This is a genomic window from Glycocaulis alkaliphilus (assembly GCF_004000605.1).
GTDB classification, from domain to species: domain Bacteria; phylum Pseudomonadota; class Alphaproteobacteria; order Caulobacterales; family Maricaulaceae; genus Glycocaulis; species Glycocaulis alkaliphilus.
In genome coordinates, this window is record NZ_CP018911.1 from 1,200,255 (window position 1) to 1,215,553 (window position 15,299).

The window sequence follows — 15,299 nt, forward strand, 5'->3', positions numbered from 1 at the left end:
CGTCATGACCCGTCTTGCCGATCAGCTCAGCGCCCTGCTGGGCGATGCCTTTGCCGCTATGGAACTCGACCCGGCGCTTGGACGTGTTTCCGAAAGCGACCGCCCCGATCTGGCGCCCTATCAGTGCAATGGTGCGCTGGCGGCTGCCAAGCAGGCGGGCAAACCGCCACGCGCGATTGCCGATGGCGTCAAGGCGCATCTGGCTGCCACCGCGCCCGATCTCGACATTGAGATTGCCGGGCCGGGCTTTTTGAACATCACACCGTCGCAACAGCTTTATTCCGCACGGGCACGCGTCATTAGCGCCGATGAGCGCACGGGCGCTGGCCAGGTGGAGACACCGCTCAAGGTGATGATCGATTTTGGCGGTCCGAACGTCGCCAAGCCCATGCATGTCGGACATTTGCGCTCCTCGGTCATTGGCGACAGCCTGCAGCGCCTGATGCGCTTCCTTGGCCATGAGGTGACGAGCGACATCCATCTGGGTGACTGGGGGCTGCAGATGGGCCAGCTCATCACAGAGCTGGAAGACGAGCAGCCAGACTTGCCCTATTTCGACGAGGCCTTCACCGGGCCGTACCCGGCTGATGCGCCCGTCACGATCGAAGACCTTGCCCGGCTCTACCCGCAGGCCAGCGCCAAGGGCAAGGAAGACCCCGCCCGTCAGGAGCGCTCGCGCAAGGCGACGGCTGAACTGCAGGCGGGACGTGCAGGCTATCGCGCTCTGCTGAAGCACTTCATCAATGTCTCGATTGCGGCGCTGAAGGAGGATTTCTCGGCACTGGGCGTGCATTTCGACCTCTGGAAGGGCGAAAGCGACGTCAACGATCTGATCCCCGGCCTCGTCGAGGATTTCAAGGCGCGCGGCGTGGCGGAACTTTCTGACGGCGCGTGGATTGTCCGGGTGGCGCGCGAGGACGACAAGAAGGAGCTAGCGCCCCTCATCCTCGTCAGCTCGCAAGGCTCCGCCCTCTACGCGACGACGGATCTCGCGACCATTCAGGACCGGCGTGACACGATCAATCCCGGCCTGATCCTCTATGTGGTCGATCTGGGTCAGTCAGACCATTTCGAGCAGGTCTTCCGCGCCGCCGTGAAGGCGGGCCTCGCGAGCGAAGGCGGGCTGGAGCATGTGAAGTTCGGCACGGTCAACGGCCCGGACGGCAAGCGCCTGCGCACGCGGTCCGGCGGCACGTTCCGGCTGGCCGATCTGATCGAGGAAGCACGTGAGCGCGCCCGTGCGCGTCTGGCTGAAGCCGGTCTTGGCGAGACGCTCGACGCTGATGCGCTCGAAGATGTGGCCCGCAAGGTCGCCAATGCCGCGATAAAGTTCGCTGACCTGCAGAATTACCGCACCACGAATTACATTTTCGAGATGGACCGGTTTGTGTCCTTCGAGGGCAAGACCGGGCCTTACCTGCTCTATCAGGCCGTGCGTATCAAATCGCTGCTGCGCAAAGCCGCTGGCGAGGGGCTGGAGCCGGGCGAGATCAGCGTCTCTGCGCCGGAGGAGGCTGCTCTGGTGCGCCGTCTCGACGGCTTCCACGGGGCGCTGATGCGCGCCCATGATGACCGCGCGCCGAACCATATCTGCGAGCACGTCTACGGTCTCTCGCAGGCCTTTTCCAGCTTCTACGCGGCCTGTCCGATCCTGCCGGAGAAAGACGAGGCCGTACGCCGCTCACGCCTGGCGCTGGCCGCGCTGACGCTCAAACAGCTTGAGCTGGGCCTCTCCCTGATCGGTGTTGAAGCGCCCGAGCAGATGTAGGCCTCGCGCAGCGTTTTTCCCCGGCGTTGATCGAGGCGGTCTCCTAACTGTCGCTTCTTATTTGCCAAACCGACATCATCCGGTTGTCGGGATGTCATGGAGACCCCCTATTCGTCCGGCTTTGGCAGCGCGCGGGGCGCGCCGATCCGAAGGGGACATACCATGAAACACCTGCTCACCACGGCGTCGCTGGCCGTGCTGGCGTCCAGTCTTACAGGCTTTGACGCAAGCGCCCATGCCCAGAGCGATGGCGCACAAGCCCAGACAGACCGCGATACGATCATTGTAACCGGTACGCGTGCCGCCAACCGCACTGCGTTCGATACGCTGGCACCGGTTGATGTGCTGACCGGAGAAGCCATCGGTCAGACCGTATCGCCTGAGCTGATCGATTCGCTGGCCCAGCTCGTTCCGTCTTTCAATGTGCAGCGTCTGCCTCTCGGCGATGGCCAGATATTCGTGCGCCCTGCCCGGCTGCGGTCGCTGTCGCCTGATCAGACCCTGGTGCTGATCAACGGCAAGCGCCGTCACCGCTCGGCCTTCCTGGGCAATCGCGGCGCCCAGGCCGTCGACATGGCCCAGATTCCCAGCTCCGCCATTTCACGTATCGAAGTCCTGCGCGACGGCGCCTCGGCTCAATACGGGTCTGACGCGATCGCGGGCGTGATCAACATCATCCTCGACAGCCAGCCCGGCTTTTCCAGCTTTGGACAGTACTCTCAGTACTATGAGGGTGATGGCGAGCTCTACCAGCTTGGTGCTCAGGCCGGGTTCGATCTGGACGGGCGCGGCTTTCTGGTCTTGTCGGCAGAGTATTCGGACGCCAGCGCCACCTCGCGCTCGCGCCAGCGGCCCGACGCCATCGAGTTCCAGGCGGCGAACCCGCAACTCAACGTCCCCGATCCCGTGCAACGCTGGGGCAAGCCGGACCGGGAAGCCTTCCGGCTGGCGCTCAACTCGGCCTTTGCTTTCAACACCGCCGTTGAAGGCTATGTGTTCGGCACACTTGGCTGGGGCAGCGGCGTCAATGATTTCAACTGGCGTAACCCGGCGAGCACCAGCGCCTACAACACCACCCCGCTCGACCCGAACTATAATCTGGCTGCCATCTTCCCGGCCGGTTTCACACCGCGCTTCGGTCAGGATGACACCGACCGCGCGCTGACCGCCGGTATCCGCGGCGAGCTGAACCCCGCTTTCAGCTGGGATCTCTCGGCCAGCTATGGGCGCAATGAGATCGACTATTTCATCAATGAGACGATCAACGCCTCGCTCGGTTCGGCCAGCCCGACCGAGTTTCGTGCTGGCATATTGCGTCAGCGCGATTTCAACCTGAATGCCGACTTTGTCTACCTGCTCGACACCGGGCTGGCCGAACCGGTCAATATCGCGTTCGGGCTCGAGCGGCGCGACGAACGTTTCGAGATCGAGGCGGGCGACCTGGCCTCCTATCAGGTCGGGCCGCTGGCCGCCGTTGGGCTCCCGTCCGGCTCCAACGGCTTTCCGGGCTATAGCGATCTCCAGGCCGGCACCTTCGATCAGGAAAGCTATGCGGGCTATCTCGATGTCGAGGCGGCACTTACCGAGCAGCTGACCGTCGGCGGCGCCATCCGCTATGAAGACTATTCCGATTTCGGCTCTACTACCGATTACAAGCTGTCAGGCCGCTTTGCGTTTACCGGCAATCTGGCGGTGCGGGGCACATGGTCGACGGGCTTTCGTGCGCCCACGCCGGGCCAGCTGGAGTCTGAACGGACCAGCCAGGGCCTGAACTCGGTGACCCTCAACCTCGTCACCAATGGGCGTTTCAACCCGACCGGTCCGGTGGCCGACATCATCAATGCACGCCCCGGCGGCCAGGTTATCCTGCCGCTCACGCCGGAAACCTCGGAAAACCGCTCGGTGGGCGTCGTCTTCCGCAACGATCTGGGGTTCACCGCGACGCTTGATCTCTACCAGATCGACGTGGAGGACCGCTTCTCGACGCGCGGCGGCTTCCAGCTGACCGACGCAGAGCGCGCCCAGCTGGTCGCACTCGGCATTCCGGGCGGCGAAAGCGTCAGCAACGCCTCCTTCTTCCAGAACGTGTTTGATACCCGCACGCGCGGCGTCGATTTCGTCCTGAACTGGGCCGGTCAGGCGCTGGCGGGCGATCTCAACCTGACGCTGGCCTATAACTGGAACGAAACCACGGTGACGCGCGAAGCGATTGCCGGCGTGTTCAACGATGTATCCCGCCGCCTGTTCGAGGAAGGCCTGCCCCAGCACAATGCCGTGTTCACGGCAGACTATACCCGCGGACGCTGGGGCGTGGTGGCGCGGGCACGTCACTACGGACAATGGACCGACATTGATGACAGCGCGGACGTTCTGTTCCAGGACTTCAGCCCGATAACGCTGGTCGATGTCGCGGCATCATTCCAGCTGACCGACAATGTGCGCATCCGCGCGGGTGCCGAAAACGTGTTCGACACCTACCCGGACGAATCGCGCAATCAGGCCAATCGCGGTCTGATATACTCGCGCAATGCGCCCTACGACACCGATGGCGGGAAGTGGTATTTCCGTGTTTCTGCGGCCTTCTAGGCCATTTCAGACGGATGTATGCGCGGGGGCGGCACATGCGTGCCGCCCTTCGCTGTCCTCAAAGGAGCCCGTGTCATGGACGTTTTTACCCGCCGGTCCATTCTTGGCGCCATCCCCATGCTGAGCGCAGCCCCTTCCCTCGCACGCTCGCTGAACGACCTGCCCGCCACCGCGCCAGATCCGGCAGAGGCTGCCCGCGATGAGAGCTTCTGGCAGGCAGTGCGCGGGCTTTATGACGTCACCAGCGAGATGATTCATCTCGAACACGGCAATTGGGGCATGATGGCCCGGCCCGTTCTGGACGCCCACAAGGCGGCGCTGGAAGAGGTCAATGCGCGCACGGCCATCTATGCGCGCACCCGGTTTGGCGCGGACGCACGGGCCGTCCTGCAGCAGACGGCGGCGGCGCTGGGCGCTGGCGAGGACGAAATCGTTTTCACCCGCAACGCCACCGAGGCCATGCAGGCACTGATCTCGGGATATAACCGCCTGCGCGATGGCGACGGTGTATTGTTTGCCGATCTGGACTATCCCTCCATGCAGACCGCCATGGGCTGGCTGTCGCGGCGGCGCGGCGCGCGGGTGCATACGATCACGCTGCCCGAACCGGCCAGCCGCCAATCCGTTCTGGATGCCTATGCTGCGGCTCTGGAAGCGAACCCGCATATCCGGCTGGTGCTTGTCACCCATGTCAGCCACCGGACCGGGCTTCTCCTGCCGGTGCGTGAGCTGGTTGAACTGGCACGCGATCATGGCGCGGATGTGCTCGTGGATTCCGCCCATGCCTTCGGTCAGGTGGATTTCGATGTGAACACGCTGGGTGCCGATTTCATCGGTCTCAACCTGCACAAATGGATCGGCGCCCCGCTGGGTGTCGGTGCCATCTATATCCGCCGGGAGCGCATTGGCGATATCGATCCCTATATGAATGCCGCCGACCCGGCACCGCAGGGTATACGCGCGCGTGTCCATACCGGCACGGTCAATCTCGCCGCCCTGCTTGCCGTACCCCATGCACTGGCCATCCATGACCGGCTGGGGCCGGCGCGCAAGGCAGCCCGCCTGCGCCATCTGCGCAGTGCCTGGGCCGAAGCGCTGCGCGATCATCCCGCAATTGATGTGCTCACGCCGGCTGACCCCGCCCTCCACGCAGGGATCACCTCTTTCCGGCTGCGCGGACAAACGAGCGTCGAAGACAATGCGGCGCTGGCCGCGCGTCTGGCCGAAGAGTTCGGCATCTTCACCGTCATGCGCGACGGCCTTGCCAGCGGCGCCTGCGTGCGGGTGACACCGGCTGTCTTCACGCAAGACCATGAAATCGGCGCGCTGGTAGCGGCGCTGCGCAGGATCGTACATTCGTGACCCGTTGGCCTGACGTTTCTCCCGATTGACTCACGCGCGCGCCGGACTAGTTTGCGCGTCGAGCGGGGAGACCTGTTCGACATAAGGCACCCAAGCGGGAGAGACCGGCCGAAGATGCCGGCGCCGAAGGCGCAACCGCCCCGGAAACGCTCAGGCCGCAGGACCGCTGGGACCGCCGACGCTGGAAAGAGGATTTTGCCTTCGGGCAGGATCCCACCGAAGGAGCAAGCGGCACGTGGGGTCAGCCCCGTTGCCGCGGGAATCTCTCAGGTCACGAGACAGCGGGGGCAGGGCTGCCACGCGAGGCAATTCGCGTACGGCAGTGATTGCAAACCCGCGTTCAGGATTTCGTGACCCATGGCCGACACAGCAGACCTCTTGAAAACCCCGCTTTACGATTTGCATGTCGAGCTTGGCGCTCGCATGGTCGAGTTCGCTGGCTACGCCATGCCGGTGCAATACCCGGCAGGCATCATGGCCGAGCATCTGCACACGCGCGAACTGGCTGGCCTGTTTGACGTCTCCCACATGGGTCAGGCGCACATCACCGGCGACGAAGCCGCGCTGGAAGCGCTGATTACGGCAGACCTCTCGGTGCTCGGCGCTGGCGAGCAGAAATACACCCTCCTCCTGAACGCCGAGGGCGGGATCATGGACGACCTTATGGTCTCGCGGCCCTTCGGCGCGGATGGCGGCATTTTCGCTGTCGTCAATGCTGGCACAAAGGGCAAGGATTTCGCCCATATGCGCGCTGGCTTTGCCGGGCGGGCGACCCTTGCCGAACTGTCGGATCGCGCTCTGCTGGCCCTTCAGGGCCCCGCAGCGGCGGCTGTGTTCACCGGCCTGGTGCCGGAGGCGGCAAAGCTTGTCTTCATGCAATGCGGCGTGTTCACGCTGGACGGGGTGGAGATCTACGCCTCGCGCTCTGGCTATACCGGCGAGGACGGGTTTGAAATCTCCATTCCGGCAGACAAGGCCGAGAGAATCGCGCGCCTGCTGCTGTCTGATGAGCGCGTGAAGCCCATCGGCCTTGGCGCGCGCGACAGCCTGCGCCTGGAAGCCGGGCTTTGCCTTTATGGCCACGACATGGATGAGGGCCGCACGCCGGCCGAAGCAGCGCTCACCTGGGCCATCGCCAAAGTGCGCCGCGAGCGCGCGGACTTTCCGGGCGCGGCCAAAATCCTCAAGCAGATCGCGGACGGACCGGCGCAAAAGCGCGTTGGTATCAAGCCGCATGACAAATCACCCGCGCGCGAAGGCGCCGAGATTGTCCATAATGGCGAAGTCGTCGGCATCGTCACCTCTGGCGGATTCGGTCCCAGCTTTGGCGCGCCGGTCGCCATGGGCTATGTCCGCGCAGACCTTGCCAAGCCCGGCACGGCGCTGGAGCTGATGGTGCGCGGCAAGGCGCGCGCTGCCGAGGTCGCCAGCCTGCCCTTCACGCCGCACCGCTTCTACCGGGGCTGATTTTTCATTTTTTACGGGGAGTTATCACCATGACCACACGCTTCACCACAGACCATGAATGGGTCCGCCTTGAGGGCGATGTCGCCTTTATCGGCATCACCCAGTACGCAACCGAACAGCTGGGCGATGTCATCAGCGTGGAGCTGCCTGATGTGGGCAAGAGCTTCAAGAAGGGTGACGAGATCGCCGTGGTGGACTCGGTGAAAACCGCTGCCGAGGTGTACGCGCCGGTTTCTGGCGAGGTCATCGAGATCAATGACGGCATCGAAGACGCGCCCCAGATCGTCAATGACGAGCCGCAAGGCGGTGGCTGGTTCGTGAAGCTGAAAATCGCCGACAAGGGCGAGCTGGATGGCCTGATGGACGAAGCCGCCTACGCCAAGCACATCGGCTAGGGACGTTTCTGCGCTGATGGTCTATCCGCCTCGCCACTTTGCCGTAACGGACCGGGCCGAGGCCGAGGCGGTGATGGCGGCCTATCCGTTTGCCACGTTCGTGGTGAGCGGAGCGGACGGGCTGGTGACGGCACGCACGCCGGTCGTGCTGGAGCGGGATCGCGAGGGGCGTGTAACCGCGCTGCTCGGCCATGTGTCCCGCGCCAATCCGGTCTGGCAGGCGGTGGGCGAGGGGGCGGAGGCTGTCGCGCTTTTTGCCGGGCCGCATGCCTATGTCAGCGCGTCGGCCTATCCGTCCAAGGCCGACCATGGCCGGGCGGTGCCGACCTGGAACTATGTGGCCGCCGAGGCCCATGGACGCCTGACGGCCTTTGATGGCGCGGCCGAGCTGCGGGCGCTGCTGGAGGCGCTGACGGGCCGGTTCGAGGATGGACGGGCCGAGCCGTGGGCGGTGTCGGACGTGCCGCAGGACTATGTCGATGCGCTGCTGCGCGGGATTACCGGCCTTCGGCTGGCGGTGAGCAGCGTGACGGCGGTGAAGAAGCTCAGCCAGAACAAGGCTGGGACGGATTTTGACGGGGTTCTGGCGTTTCTGGACGCCGAACCTGAACCCGATGCCCGTCAGACGGCGGGCCTGATGAGAGAGTTGGAGCGAGGTTGATGCGCTATCTGCCGCTTACCCCTGAAGACCGCACCGAAATGCTTGGCGTCATTGGCGTCAGCTCGGTCGATGCGCTGTTTGCCGATGTGCCGCAGGCCGCGCGTCTCGATGGCCCGGTAGACCTGCCCCGCCGGGCGACCGAGCTGGAGGTGGAGCGCGCCTTTGCGGCCATGGCGAAGAAGAATATCGCCGCCAGCGACACGGCCTTCTTCGTCGGGGCAGGGGCCTACAAGCACCACATCCCGGCCAGCGTGGATCATCTGATCCAGCGTTCGGAATTCCTCACCGCCTACACGCCTTACCAGCCGGAAATCAGCCAGGGCACGCTGCAGACCCTGTTCGAGTTCCAGACGCAAGTGGCGCGCCTGACCGGCATGGATATCGCCAATGCCTCCATGTATGACGGCTCGACGGCGTGCGCGGAGGCGGTGCTGATGGCGGCCCGGGTGACCAAGCGCTCGCGCGCGGTGCTCTCCGGCAATCTGCATCCGCACTATGCCGAGGCGACGCGCACGCTCGCGCGCTACATGAATATCGACGTCGCCGCAGAAGCGCCGGTGCCGGGCGGCCTCGATGATGTCATTAGCCAGATCGACGAGGAAACCGCCTGCGTCGTGGTGCAGAACCCGGACGTGTTTGGCGGCATCCATGATCTGCGTCCGATTGCCGAAGCGGCCCATGCCAAGGGCGCGCTGCTGATCGCTGTATTTACCGAGATTGTATCGCTTGGCCTGATCGAAAGCCCCGGCGCGATGGGCGCGGACATTGTGGTCGGCGAGGGCCAGTCCATCGGTGTCGGCCTGCAGTTTGGCGGACCTTATGTGGGGCTTTTCGCCTGCCGCAATGACAAGAGCTTCATCCGCAACATGCCGGGCCGTCTGGCGGGTGAAACCATCGATGCCGACGGACGGCGCGGCTATGTGCTCACCCTCTCCACGCGCGAGCAGCATATCCGCCGCGACCGGGCCACCTCCAACATCTGTACCAATTCCGGGCTGATGGCGCTCGCCTTTACCATCCACATGACGCTGCTGGGGGAGAAGGGTCTCAAACACCTTGCCGCCCTCAATCACGAGCGGGCGGTGGAGCTGGCTGATGCGCTCTCTGCCGTGCCGGGCGTGACGGTCGAGACCGGCGCCTTCTTCAACGAGTTTACGGTGAAGCTGCCGAAAAATGCCGCTGAAGTCACCGAAAGCCTGATCGCCAAGGGCGTGCTGGCAGGCGTTCCGGCCAGCCGCCTCTGGCCCGATGGCGGGCTGGATGACCGGCTCATCATCGCCGCGACCGAAACCAACACCGATGCCGACATTGCGCTCTTCGCGTCCGCCCTCAAAGAGGTGCTCTAACCATGGCCATGAACCAGCAGGGACGTCCCACCCGTCCGAACGAAAATGCCGCCACGGGCGGTTATGCCGACACCATCTCTGGCAGCCGCGGCCTCGACCAAGCCGAACCGCTGATCTTCGAGCGCGGGCGCACGGATCTGACCGGCGTCGATTTTCCGGAGCTTAAAGGCACGAAAACGCGCCTTGGCGGGCTGGAGCGCAAAAGCGAGATCGGCCTTCCCGGCCTCTCCGAGCCGGAGGCGATGCGCCATTATGTGCGCCTCAGCCGCAAGAATTACGCGATCGATCTGGGCATTTATCCGCTCGGTTCCTGCACGATGAAGCATAATCCGCGCCTGAACGAGAAGATGGCGCGCCTGCCGGGCTTTGGCGATGTCCACCCGCTGCAGCCGCAATCGACGGTGCAGGGCGCGCTGGAGCTGATTGGCGAGCTGGCCCACTGGCTGATGACGCTGACCAATACGCCGTGCGTGGCGATGAGCCCGAAAGCCGGTGCCCATGGCGAGCTGTGCGGCATGATGGCTATCCGCGCCGCGCTGGATGCGCGCGGCGAGACCGGCCGCCGCCGCGTGCTGGTGCCTGAAAGCGCGCACGGCACCAACCCGGCAACGGCGGTGCAATGCGGCTTCTATTGTGATGAAATCCCGGCCAATGCCGATGGCCGCGTCGACATGGAAGCGTTCAAGGCGAAGCTGGGCGATGATGTTGCCGGCATCATGCTCACCAACCCCAATACGTGCGGGCTGTTTGAGCGTGACATCAAGGAAATCGCCGACCTGATCCACGAGGCGGGCGGGTATTTCTACTGCGACGGTGCGAACTTCAACGCCATTGTCGGACGCGTGCGCCCCGGCGATCTCGGCATCGACGCCATGCACATCAATCTGCACAAGACCTTCTCCACGCCCCATGGCGGCGGTGGTCCCGGCTCTGGCCCGACCGTGTTCTCCGAGGCGCTCGCGCCGTTTGCGCCGGTGCCTTACGTGGTGAAGAAGGGCGAGACCTGGCATATGGTCGAGCATGAGGCGGAGGCCCGCGCCGACGGTGCCGAGCCCTTCGGCCGCATGGTCGCCTTCCACGGCCAGATGGGCATGTTCACCCGCGCGCTCTCCTACATGATGAGCCACGGCTCTGACGGGCTGCGCCAGGTGGCCGAGGACTCCGTGCTCAACGCCAACTACGTGCTGGCGCGCCTTAAGCACGTGATGACGCCCGCCTTTGAGGGCACCTGCATGCACGAAGCGCTGTTTGACGACCGCTTCCTGAAAGACACCGGCGTCACCACGCTCGACTTTGCGAAAGCCATGATCGATGAGGGCTATCACCCGATGACCATGTACTTCCCGCTGGTGGTGCATGGCGCGATGCTGATCGAGCCGACCGAGACGGAGAGCAAGTCCGGCCTCGACCGGTTCTGCGACGTGCTGGAGGGCCTCGCAGAGGCGGCCAAATCCGGCGATACGGCGCGGTTTGTCTCCGCCCCGGTGCATGCGCCCGTAAAGCGCCTCGACGAGACACGCGCGGCCCGCAATCCGGTGCTGGTGTGGCAGGAGAGCGAAGACCAGCCGCAAGCGGCCGAATAGGCTCAGCCATCCCTGGATCCGGTCTGTCCTGCCTGGACAGCCGGATCCTCGTGGGCCGCGGGCGCACGCCTTGGCCTGTGCGGCCCCTCAAACAGGCGGTCGCCCAGCCTGCGTGTGGCTTTCAGGACCGGGAATTCCAGCAGACGGAACGCCGCGCCCGCCACGCCAATCGATAGCGCCATTGCCACGATCAGGAAGGCAAGGCTCGCCATCGGCCCGAAATCGGGCAGGGCACTCACCCAGACCCGCACCAGTCCTGACAGGACCAGCAGGTGGCAGAGATAGAGCGCGTAGGACCAGTCCCCGAGGATCACCAGCCAGCCCGGCGGCTTCAGGCTGCCCTGCATTTCCAGACTTATCGCGCCATAGACAATCAGCATTGAGGGCACACCGAAGGCGGCGACACGCGCCCAGCCGGCCGGGAAGGCCTCGGCATTTTCGGGCCATATCAGCCACGCAGTGGCGGTTAGCCAAAGTGCGGCGAGCGCGAGGGCAGCGCGGGCCAGCCGCCGCTCACCCGAACAGATCAGCATGCCAGCCGCGGCGCCCAGAATGAATTCGATCGTCAACGGGTTGACGATGAGTGCGCCTATGGCAGGCAGGCCCTGCAGCCATACCGACCCGGCAATCACCAGTCCGCCCCAGAGGGCGAGCAGGGCGGGTAGCCAGCGCTCCGGCAAGGCAAGAAACAGGGTGAACGCCAGGTAGAAATATATCTCGTGCGTCAGCGTCCAGCCGACGTGCAGGACGGGCAGGTCGCCCTCTATCGGCCACAGGGTGAAGGATTGCCATATCTGCAGGTCAGCCAGATCGCGGTTGAGCGCGCCGGGTATCGCGATATAGGCGGCGAGCGCGAGCGCCGTGAAAAACCAGTAGACGGGGTAGATCCGGGTGAAACGCGCATAGGCAAACCGGCCGATAAAGTGGGCATCTCCGCGCGGCTTGTTGTGGGTGATATAGACCATCACAAAGCCGGAAATCACGAAGAACAGGTCCACGCCGGCAAAACCCAGTATCCACTGCCCGCTACTGACAGGCGCGCTGAAAAACCGCGAGTCGATCTGCGATGCATGAGCGGCCAGGACCAGCAGCGCTGCCACAGCCCGCAGGGACTGCAGGGAATGAAGTGGCATGATGGCAGAGTGCATTCCGGCCCCGTGTCTGGCCCCGTGTCTGGCGTTGTGTGGACGCTATACAAGCCGCCATGGGCAGGCAATCGGCGAGCCATGTGAGCAGCCGCGCCGGGGGACTGTTCCACACCCGTTTGGGAACCGGCATTCATGCGGGCGGGTTATTTCGGGGTATGCGTTGAACCAGCTGGCCCGTCCGCAATTGCGCCATAATTGGCATGCGGATGATCGCCATAATACAACACCTGCCGGGAATCGGCTGCGCGCGCCCTTGCAGCTTCAATCCGGCGGCTCACATAAGCCGCGTTATCCGTTTCGCGCCCCCGGGGAGACAGCCTTGGTCATGAATGATGCAGTCAACGAGTTCAGCAAATCCCGCATTGGCGGGGTAATCGTACTCGTGCTGCGTGCGATCGGGGTAGCGCTCGGCCTGTTCCTGATGGCGGTGGCTATTCCGCTTTTCTTCCTGCCGATCCCGCTGGGTATCCCGCTATTCATTCTCGCGGCCCTGTTGCTGGCGGCCTCGTCGCGGACAGCTCATGGCGTGGTCACGGGCATTCTGAGACGCTTTCCGTGGGTGTGGAACCGGGTAAAGCGGATGTTCGGCGAGAAGGATTAAAAAGCTTCAAGCGCAAAAAAAAACGGGGCCTGAGGGCCCCGTTTTCGTAACCTGCATGGCGCATCAAAATCAGTTGATGCGCTCGGCCAGCTCGCCAGCAGCGTCCTTCACAAGCGCATTGCGCTGGGTCTTGGTGAGCTTCTCCGACAGAAGCTTCGCGGCCGCTTCCACAGCGATGTCAGCGGCGAGCGCTTTCACGTCCTTGGCGGCTTGGGCCTCGGCCTGTGCGATGCGCTGCTCGGCCAGAGCGGTGCGGCGTTCAATGCGCTGTGCCAGTTCCTTGCGAGCCGTTTCGCGGATGAACTCGGCATCCAGCTTGGCCTTTTTCACGATCTCTTCGGCTTCGCTGGCTGCATCGCGTTGCTGGCGCTCATACTTTGCCAGCATTTCCTGGGCTTCCTCGCGCAGGCGGCGCGCCTCGTCCAGCTCGTTGCGAATGGCATCGGCACGGGCATCAAGGCTCTTGGCCAATACCTTGTGTACGCCAAAGCGCCACAGAATGGCAAAGAAACCCAGAAGGCCGATGAATGCCCAGAAAGACGTGTCCTGAAGAAGATAGCTCATCGGGCCGCCTCCTGGCTGCGCACGGCATCGACAGCCGTTTCCGCTTCGTCGCGCTTGACGGTGAGACCAGCCAGATGCTCCGTCACCGCGCCGGCCACGTCAGCAGCCACATTGCGGACTTCGGAGAGCGCTGCATTGCGGGCCGACGCAATGCGCGCTTCGGCTTCGGCCTGACGGCCCTCCAGTTCGGCTTCCATGCGCGCGATCTCGTCGGCGCTCTGGCGTTCCGCCTCGGCCCGGGCCTCGGCCCCGACCGCCTGTGCCTTTGCACGCGCATCGGCCAGAGACTTCTCGTAAGCCTTCACGGCCTCGTCGGCTTGAAGCTTCAGCCCGGCGGCTGCATCCAGATCGTCCGCGATGCGGTCTTTACGTTCCTCAATCGCCGATCCGATGCGCGGCAGCAGCCAGCGCGACAGAAGGAAATAGAGAACAGCAAAGCTGATCGCGAGCCAGAAGAGCTGCGAGGCAAAATAGGTCGGATCGAAAGGCGGGAAGGCCGCTTCCGCAGCGTATCCGGCGCCTTCTGTCATGTCCGTCTGGGACTCTTGCAAGCGCAAGGCGTCCTCCCTTCAATCAAGTCGTCGAAACCGAAGGCTTCAGGCGCCCCGCGCCGGACCGATGCGCAAGGGCAGGTCCGGGCGGAACGCGGTACTCAGTCCGGCGTCTGTTTTAGACGACGAACAGCAGCAGCAGGGCGATGAGCAGCGAGAAGATGCCCAGCGCTTCGGTCACGGCGAAGCCGAAGATCAGGTTGCCGAACTGGGCCGGCGCAGCCGACGGATTGCGCAGGGCGCCCGTCAGGAAGCTGGAGAAGATGTTGCCCACGCCGAGCGCAGCGCCCAGCATGCCGAAGGTGGCCAGTCCAGCGCCGATGTATTTTGCGGCTTCCGCTTCCATGTCGATACTCCTCGAGGATGAACGGTTTCAGTTGATGCGGGTTGAAGTCGGGTCCGTCGCGCCTAGTGGTGACCCGGATGCAGCGCGTCGGACAGATAGATGCAGGTCAGCACGGCGAACACGTAGGCCTGGAGGAAGGCCACCAGGAATTCCAGCGCGGTCAGTGCAACGACCATGATGAGCGGGGCAACGGCGCCGACAGCGCCAAGGGCGCCAACCGAGCCGAGCATGATGATGAAGCCGGCGAACACCTTCAGCAGGATGTGCCCGGCCAGCATGTTGGCGAACAGACGAACGCCAAGCGTGACCGGGCGCGAAATGAAGGAGATGATCTCGATCACGATCACGAAGGGCAATATGGCGATAGGTACGCCCGACGGCACGAAAATCTTGAAGAATTTCAGGCCGTTCTTGAAAATTCCGAAGCCTACCAGAACGGACATCACGGCGAGCGCGAGCGCAAACGTCACGATGATGTGGCTGGTGAAGGTGAAGCCGTGGAAATCCGGCGCCGGGAAGTAGGGCATCATCCCGAGCATGTTGCCCATCAGGATGAAGATGAAGAGCGTGAACACGAAGGGGAAGAAGCGCAGGCCGTCATTGCCGGCCGTGGAGCGGATCATGCCTGCCACGAACTCGTAGAGCAGCTCGGCAACCGATTGCGCCCGGCCCGGCACCAGGGTGGCGCGCGAAGTTGCCAGCGCCAGAAGGCCCACGGTCAGCGCCACAGCGGCGACCATGAAATAGCTGGAGTTCGTGAAAGACAGGTCCAGCCCGCCCACGCTGAGCTCAGCGATGGGATGGATTTCGAACTGCTTGATCGGGTTGGTGTCAGCCACGCCCGGCCCCTCGATTGTGTTGCGGCGCTCCGGTTGCCCGGCGTGCCTGGAAAACGTGACGTGCGCCTATCGCGCCGGAGCG

14 protein-coding genes and 2 riboswitches are annotated in these 15,299 nt (G+C 64.0%); of the genes, 9 read left to right on the top strand and 5 right to left on the bottom strand.

All coding sequences use genetic code 11. The annotated features are described in order from the left end of the window. Positions 1–4 precede the first annotated feature (4 nt). From argS to gcvPB, 8 genes are all read left to right on the top strand, one after another. On the top strand, positions 5–1,768 hold the full coding sequence (gene argS, locus X907_RS05750; RefSeq protein WP_127566121.1) for an arginine--tRNA ligase: 1,764 nt from the start codon (positions 5–7) through the stop codon (positions 1,766–1,768). A gap of 162 nt (positions 1,769–1,930) precedes the next feature. Further along, on the top strand, positions 1,931–4,354 hold the full coding sequence (locus tag X907_RS05755; RefSeq protein WP_127566123.1) for a TonB-dependent receptor plug domain-containing protein: 2,424 nt from the start codon (positions 1,931–1,933) through the stop codon (positions 4,352–4,354). A 75-nt stretch (positions 4,355–4,429) separates the two neighbouring features. Next, positions 4,430–5,716 (top strand): aminotransferase class V-fold PLP-dependent enzyme, encoded by a 1,287-nt coding sequence (locus tag X907_RS05760; protein WP_127566125.1) that lies wholly within the window; start codon positions 4,430–4,432, stop codon positions 5,714–5,716. A gap of 85 nt (positions 5,717–5,801) precedes the next feature. Then, positions 5,802–5,892, top strand: a riboswitch (glycine riboswitch). Next, positions 5,893–6,008: riboswitch (glycine riboswitch) on the top strand. 65 nt (positions 6,009–6,073) lie between these two features. Next, positions 6,074–7,183, top strand: a complete 1,110-nt coding sequence (gene gcvT / locus X907_RS05765) for a glycine cleavage system aminomethyltransferase GcvT (RefSeq protein ID WP_127566127.1) — start codon at positions 6,074–6,076, stop codon at positions 7,181–7,183. 29 nt (positions 7,184–7,212) lie between these two features. Further along, positions 7,213–7,578, top strand: coding sequence for a glycine cleavage system protein GcvH (gene gcvH / locus X907_RS05770; RefSeq protein ID WP_127566129.1), 366 nt, complete (start codon positions 7,213–7,215; stop codon positions 7,576–7,578). Between the two features lie 16 nt (positions 7,579–7,594). Next, the gene (locus tag X907_RS05775) at positions 7,595–8,239 is read left to right on the top strand and encodes an FMN-binding negative transcriptional regulator (protein ID WP_127566131.1); all 645 of its coding nucleotides are present in this window, start codon (positions 7,595–7,597) and stop codon (positions 8,237–8,239) included. Continuing rightward, positions 8,239–9,585 (top strand): aminomethyl-transferring glycine dehydrogenase subunit GcvPA, encoded by a 1,347-nt coding sequence (gene gcvPA / locus X907_RS05780; RefSeq protein WP_127566133.1) that lies wholly within the window; start codon positions 8,239–8,241, stop codon positions 9,583–9,585. The genes X907_RS05775 and gcvPA overlap by 1 nt, the downstream gene beginning before the upstream one ends. Positions 9,586–9,587: 2 nt before the next feature. Beyond that, positions 9,588–11,168 carry an aminomethyl-transferring glycine dehydrogenase subunit GcvPB gene (gene gcvPB, locus X907_RS05785; RefSeq protein WP_127566135.1) on the top strand — a complete coding sequence of 527 codons (1,581 nt, stop codon included), beginning with the start codon at positions 9,588–9,590 and terminating at the stop codon, positions 11,166–11,168. Positions 11,169–11,170: 2 nt separating this feature from the next. Here gcvPB and X907_RS05790 read toward each other — a convergent pair whose 3' ends face one another. Further along, positions 11,171–12,301: an acyltransferase family protein gene (locus X907_RS05790; protein ID WP_170175477.1), complete on the bottom strand. Its 1,131-nt coding sequence runs from the start codon at positions 12,299–12,301 to the stop codon at positions 11,171–11,173. A 340-nt stretch (positions 12,302–12,641) separates the two neighbouring features. Here X907_RS05790 and X907_RS05795 point away from each other — a divergent pair, with 340 nt between their 5' ends. Beyond that, positions 12,642–12,917, top strand: a complete 276-nt coding sequence (locus tag X907_RS05795) for a hypothetical protein (protein ID WP_127566139.1) — start codon at positions 12,642–12,644, stop codon at positions 12,915–12,917. 69 nt (positions 12,918–12,986) lie between these two features. On the opposite strand, the gene X907_RS05800 is transcribed toward X907_RS05795, so the two are convergent. The 4 genes from X907_RS05800 to X907_RS05815 all read right to left on the bottom strand — a co-directional run bounded on the left by X907_RS05800 (position 12,987) and on the right by X907_RS05815 (position 15,217). After that, positions 12,987–13,481: a F0F1 ATP synthase subunit B family protein gene (locus tag X907_RS05800; RefSeq protein WP_127566141.1), complete on the bottom strand. Its 495-nt coding sequence runs from the start codon at positions 13,479–13,481 to the stop codon at positions 12,987–12,989. Then, complete coding sequence (locus X907_RS05805) at positions 13,478–14,011, bottom strand: F0F1 ATP synthase subunit B family protein (protein ID WP_233352543.1); 534 nt, start codon at positions 14,009–14,011, stop codon at positions 13,478–13,480. Before X907_RS05805 ends, X907_RS05800 begins: the two co-directional genes overlap by 4 nt. Positions 14,012–14,150: 139 nt before the next feature. Next, on the bottom strand, positions 14,151–14,378 hold the full coding sequence (locus tag X907_RS05810) for a F0F1 ATP synthase subunit C (protein ID WP_127566146.1): 228 nt from the start codon (positions 14,376–14,378) through the stop codon (positions 14,151–14,153). A 62-nt stretch (positions 14,379–14,440) separates the two neighbouring features. Beyond that, positions 14,441–15,217 (bottom strand): F0F1 ATP synthase subunit A, encoded by a 777-nt coding sequence (locus X907_RS05815; protein WP_127566148.1) that lies wholly within the window; start codon positions 15,215–15,217, stop codon positions 14,441–14,443. Positions 15,218–15,299 lie beyond the last annotated feature (82 nt).

Coding starts and splice junctions, on each gene's coding strand:
- X907_RS05790 (WP_170175477.1), bottom strand. CDS start 12,301: ATGCCACTTCATTCCCTGCAGTCCCTGCGGGCTGTGGCAGCGCTGCTG.
- X907_RS05800 (WP_127566141.1), bottom strand. CDS start 13,481: ATGAGCTATCTTCTTCAGGACACGTCTTTCTGGGCATTCATCGGCCTT.
- X907_RS05775 (WP_127566131.1), top strand. CDS start 7,595: ATGGTCTATCCGCCTCGCCACTTTGCCGTAACGGACCGGGCCGAGGCC.
- gcvPB (WP_127566135.1), top strand. CDS start 9,588: ATGGCCATGAACCAGCAGGGACGTCCCACCCGTCCGAACGAAAATGCC.
- gcvT (WP_127566127.1), top strand. CDS start 6,074: ATGGCCGACACAGCAGACCTCTTGAAAACCCCGCTTTACGATTTGCAT.
- gcvH (WP_127566129.1), top strand. CDS start 7,213: ATGACCACACGCTTCACCACAGACCATGAATGGGTCCGCCTTGAGGGC.
- X907_RS05755 (WP_127566123.1), top strand. CDS start 1,931: ATGAAACACCTGCTCACCACGGCGTCGCTGGCCGTGCTGGCGTCCAGT.
- gcvPA (WP_127566133.1), top strand. CDS start 8,239: ATGCGCTATCTGCCGCTTACCCCTGAAGACCGCACCGAAATGCTTGGC.
- X907_RS05805 (WP_233352543.1), bottom strand. CDS start 14,011: ATGACAGAAGGCGCCGGATACGCTGCGGAAGCGGCCTTCCCGCCTTTC.
- argS (WP_127566121.1), top strand. CDS start 5: ATGACCCGTCTTGCCGATCAGCTCAGCGCCCTGCTGGGCGATGCCTTT.
- X907_RS05795 (WP_127566139.1), top strand. CDS start 12,642: ATGAATGATGCAGTCAACGAGTTCAGCAAATCCCGCATTGGCGGGGTA.
- X907_RS05760 (WP_127566125.1), top strand. CDS start 4,430: ATGGACGTTTTTACCCGCCGGTCCATTCTTGGCGCCATCCCCATGCTG.
- X907_RS05810 (WP_127566146.1), bottom strand. CDS start 14,378: ATGGAAGCGGAAGCCGCAAAATACATCGGCGCTGGACTGGCCACCTTC.